We start from the raw sequence: 4,003 nt of genomic DNA, 5'->3' as shown, positions 1-4,003 counted from the left end.
CGAACAAACCAAGAGCGCTTTTGATGATGCCAAGCAGGTGATGGGTGAGGTGAAGAATGTTGCAGAAACGGCGGCAGCGAGCAGTGGGCAAGCTCTCACTACAGCGAAGGAAGCCAAGATGACAGCTGAGACAGCATCTTCGGTAGCCGGTGATGCAAAAGAAACGGCGTCTAAAGCTCTGTCGGTAGCTCATGATCTTAAGCAATCGGTTGATCATGTCAAGAATACAGCAGAGGGAGCCAAAAGGACAGCAGAAGGAGTAGAACAGAGGGCTTTAACAATAGAAGACGTTGCTACACAAGCCAAGACTAAAGCCGGTGAAGCCAAACAATTGGTTGAAGAAGTTAAGATGAGAGCGCATTCGGCAGAAACGTTAGCGAATAATGCAAAGCGGTTAGCGGATAGCGCAAAAGACACGGCGGTGGAAGCGAAGAATAAAGCAGAGGATGCTCATGTCCTTTCGCAAGAAGCTAAGAGCACAGCAGAAACGGCAGAAGAGAAAGCCGCGAGAGCCGAAAAGAAGGCGAATGATGCGACAGTTACAGCTTCAGAAGCCAAGACTATGGCGCAAGAGGCAAAACAGGCGTTAGAGACATCAACAGCGCAACAAGATGCTTCAGAAGCATTGTCTAAAGCCGCTGAAGCGAAAAAAGTAGCAGATCAGGCAGCAACGTTAGCTAATGAAAGTAAAACGACAGCTGTTGAGGCAAAAGGTTTAGTGGAGGAAGTAAAACAATCGGTAGCGACAGCGACAGAAACAGCAGAAACGGTAGCTAACGAAGCCAAAGTAGCATCAGAAAGCGCTGTTACAGTGGCGAATACAGCGAAGACCACAGCAGAAGAAGCCAAGAGTGCAGCGGATACAGCAACAGCGACGGCTCATCAAGCCCAACAGAGTGCAGAGGAGGCTACAAAATTAGCTTCTGAAGCGAAAGCGGTAGCAGAGTCTGCGGCGCGTTCAGGAGAGACGGCAGGGCAGGTGAGTGCAGAAGCGGTGAAGGGCTTAGCGGAAGAAGCGAAACGTAAAGCGGAAGCATTAGAGAAGATTGTACAAGAATCTCAAAGTGCTTTGGATGAACTAAAACAAGTAGCTGGTAGTGCGCAGTCGACAGCAGAAGAGGCAAAAAAGGTTTCTGAAAGCGCCCAGAAGAAGGCAGTACAGGTAGAGACAGTAGCGGATGAAGCCGAAAAAATAGCTAAAGAAGCCAAACAGACAGCTGGTTATGCCAAGCATGATGCGGGTCAAGCCCGTAGTGAGGCGGAAAAGGCAAAAAGCACAGCGAATGAAGCGTGGAGTAAAGCTCACGACGCGAATGAAGCTGCCAGTAACGCTAAGACTATAGCAAGACTAGCGGAAATGGCAGGCGAAGAAGCCAAGAAAAAAGCCGAGGCAGCAGATTCACAAACCTATCAAGCCAAGAGCGAAGCCGACAAAGCCAAGGAAGTAGCCAATAACGCTAAGACTATAGCAAGTTTAGCAGAAAGAGCAGGCGAAGAAGCCAAGAAAATAGCGGAGAAAGCCGATGACCGAGCGTATGAAGCCAAGAATGAAGTAGAAAAAGCCAAGGAAATAGCTAGTAATGCAAAATATATAGCAGAACAAGCGCAGAGGGCAGCCGAAACAGCGGGTAAAAAAGCAGCGTCTTTGGAAGAAGAAGCGGAAGAAGCACAAAAAATAGCCAAGGAAGCCAAAGAGTCTGCTGGCTATGCAAGACATGACGCGACGCAAGCACGCAATCAGGCAGAAGATGCAGAGAAAATAGCCTCGTCTGCGAGGAGTAGGGTTATCGATATCAATCAAGTGGTTGAGAATTTTAAAGCCCCCGTAAGTTTAGCGCGGATGTACTCAGAAGAAGCCAAGAAAAAAGCCGAGTCGGCAGATTCACAAGCCTATCAAGCCAAGAGCGAAGCCGAAAAAGCCAAGGAAGTAGCTGATAGAGCGAAAAGGACAGCAGAAGAAGCCAAAACAACCGCCGATACAATGAAACAAGAGCTTGGAGGTATCAAGAGTTCCCTAGCAACGGCAACAACAGCCCATACAGTAGCCTCACAGGCAAAAGTGCTAGGGGAAGAGATAAACAATTTACTGAAACAGTCCAATTTAACGGTTCTTTCAATTTCTACGCCGTTTCTTGTTGCGACAGGGAAAAAACAACTCACATTGAAGAAAGGAACGCGTATAACCTTGGCATTAGGCAATGATACTTTGGTTGCAAGTTATACGGCAGATACAAGAATAAGCGTTCCTTCTCTTTCGGCAGGCAAGGATTATTATGTTTATTTGGTTTCTGATGGAAAACAGTCTCATAAACTTGTTTTGTCAGAAAACTCTACCTATCCAAGGGATTACACTGTGAGTAATTCTCGTAAGATAGGAGGGTTTCATACGCTCTGTGCGGATGTTGGTACGATTTCTGGTCATCCATTATCCGGTTATCAAGCAGGGGATATATTGCCGAATTCTGTTTGGTGTTTGAATCACCGCCCTTATAGTTCACCAGAGGGAATGGTCTACGACCCCTCTACAGATCTTTGGGTTGATATTTATCTTCAATCAGGGACGGGTGAAAATACGAAATCAATGTATCGTACCAATATAACAACAAACCGTAATTATACCGAACATGTAACAGATATGGCGCGTGTTAAAAAATCTTTACTGAGTGATGAAGCGTTTGCTTCTGCTATGTATGGAAGCAATGAAAAGACACATATTGTTGGCAAGAAAGAACCAACCTCTAAGGTTTCAGGTGGATATAAGGATACGGCAAATATACGGATGATTTCGCATATCGGTTGTGAAGATGGTTGCGGTTATGTTTGGCAATTTTTATCGGGCACGTTTCCTATACCCATAAGCCGTACGCAAAATACGTTTGAAATGAGAGCATTGTTAGGGGGTGGTAGCTGGAGTAATACAACGGATAATGGGCGTTTTACTCGAGCCGCCATGATCGTCAATGGTGGAAATGAACAAGTTGCGGCGCGTGGATGTAGCCATACGCGTCATTTTGTTTAGGAGGGAGAGATGATAGAATATCCAGAACATTTAAATAGCAAAGAAGATTATCTGAACATGCTTTCTTTTGACAAAGTTGAAACAGTAAGAAGGCTAGAGCATCTTTTAGCAATGCGTTTTTATTGGGTCTTTGTTAAAGAGCTTGGAGAGGGAGAAGAGGGGATTGAAGATGACACGCATAAGGTTTGTCTAACAACAACCATGCCGTTTGATTCAAATGGTGATTTTGTAGAAAAGCGTTGTCAGTATGAATTACAGGAAAGCGAATATGCACCGCTCTTTCAACTTGGCTTTCGTGTTGAAGAAGTCGAGCAACTGATCAAAGAGCATAGTCAATAGAGATCATAAAAAAACATTTTTATCCAGCCTCACTTTTGTGGGGCTTTTTTTATGGAGCGTCAGATGAGAAAGATATCGAAAGAAGGATTAGAACTTATCAAACAATGGGAAGGATTGCGTTTAGAGGCTTATAGAGATACGGCATGTGTCTGGACGATTGGTTATGGTCACACCAGCAATGCGGGTCACCCCCTTGTCAAAAAAGGCATGTGTATTAGCCAAAAGCAAGCAGAAGAAATCCTTTGTGAAGACTTAAAGCAATTCGAGCAGACGGTAGAGGAATCGGTTACGGTTTCGTTAACGGATTGCCAATTCGCGGCATTGGTCTCATTTTGCTATAACGTAGGAACAGCTGCTTTTCGCAAGTCAACATTGTTGAAGAAGCTTAATCAAGGCGATTATGAAGCCGTACCCTTAGAATTACAGAAATGGAATAAGGTTGGTGGGAAGCCTCTTGCGGGTTTAGCCAACCGTCGAGCAGCAGAAGCGGGATTATGGGCAAAAGGGGCTTATGTTTCTTCAAATTATCAAAGGGTAGAAACGAAAACGGCAACCGGACTTCTTAAAATAGAAGCACTTGCCCCGATTATAGGGTCTTGTTCTGGTTTTGGCGGCTTGTTAGCAGGCAATGGACCGGTGCAATGG

Annotated in this window: 3 protein-coding genes; all 3 read left to right on the top strand. The window is 45.2% G+C overall.

The window, feature by feature from the left end; translation table 11 throughout:
- Positions 1–3,019, top strand: a 3,019-nt coding sequence (locus ACFIKB_RS08815; protein WP_375653362.1) for a hypothetical protein, incomplete at its 5' end; no start/stop codon positions are given.
- A 9-nt stretch (positions 3,020–3,028) separates the two neighbouring features.
- Positions 3,029–3,358, top strand: a complete 330-nt coding sequence (locus tag ACFIKB_RS08810; protein WP_375647759.1) for a hypothetical protein — start codon at positions 3,029–3,031, stop codon at positions 3,356–3,358.
- A gap of 63 nt (positions 3,359–3,421) precedes the next feature.
- Positions 3,422–4,003, top strand: a 582-nt coding sequence (locus tag ACFIKB_RS08805) for a lysozyme (RefSeq protein WP_375653360.1), incomplete at its 3' end; no start/stop codon positions are given.

The sequence above is a fragment of the Bartonella sp. MR110HLJHH genome (assembly GCF_042194225.1).
In the GTDB taxonomy this organism is placed as follows: Bacteria; Pseudomonadota; Alphaproteobacteria; order Rhizobiales; family Rhizobiaceae; genus Bartonella; species Bartonella grahamii.
This window is presented reverse-complemented; position numbering and strand designations above follow the sequence as displayed.